The organism is Novosphingobium album (ex Liu et al. 2023) (genome assembly GCF_029076845.1).
GTDB lineage: Bacteria > Pseudomonadota > Alphaproteobacteria > Sphingomonadales > Sphingomonadaceae > Novosphingobium.
Genome location: NZ_JARESE010000121.1, coordinates 1 through 664, shown reverse-complemented (window position 1 = coordinate 664; position 664 = coordinate 1). Strand labels below are relative to the sequence as shown.

Genomic DNA, 664 nt, shown 5'->3' with positions numbered 1-664 from the left:
GCTGTGCGTCCAGATGGAAGCGAGCCGTCATACCATCGCGAGCTATCGCGACACGTTCCGCTTGTTGCTGCGCTATGCCGGCGCACGACTAGGCAAACCACCGGTCGCTATCACAGTCGAAGATATCGACGTCGATCTGGTTGCCGACTTCCTCGCCCACACCGAAGCGACGCGCGGCAACTGCGCCCGCAGCCGCAATACCAGGCTCGCCGCAATCCGTTCGTTCTTCCGCTACGTCGCGATGACCGACCCCACATGGATGCTGCACTGCCAGCGCATCCTCGCGATGCCCAACAAGCGCTATGTAAAGCGTGCCGTCACGTTCCTCGATGCGAGCGAGATCGCCGCCCTGCTGGCGGCACCGGATCGCTCGACATGGGTGGGAAAGCGCGATCATGCCCTGCTGCTGCTCGCGGTGCAGACGGGCCTCAGGGCATCGGAACTGATCAGCTTGCGAAACAGGGACGTCGTACTTGGCACCGGTGCACACGTTCGTTGCATGGGCAAGGGACGAAAGGAACGGTCCACACCGATCAGGCGGGAAACGGCCAAAATCCTGAAGGCGTGGATCGGCGATCATGGCGACAGCGATCTGCCAATGTTCCCATCAATCCGTGGCGAACGGCTCAGCCGAGACGCGCTCGAACATCTGGTGCGTAAGCAT

At 61.9% G+C, this 664-nt stretch carries 1 protein-coding gene; it reads left to right on the top strand.

Annotated elements, in window-relative coordinates:
- Position 1 precedes the first annotated feature (1 nt).
- On the top strand, positions 2–664 hold a 663-nt coding region (locus PYV00_RS24170; RefSeq protein WP_275230893.1), incomplete at its 3' end, for a tyrosine-type recombinase/integrase.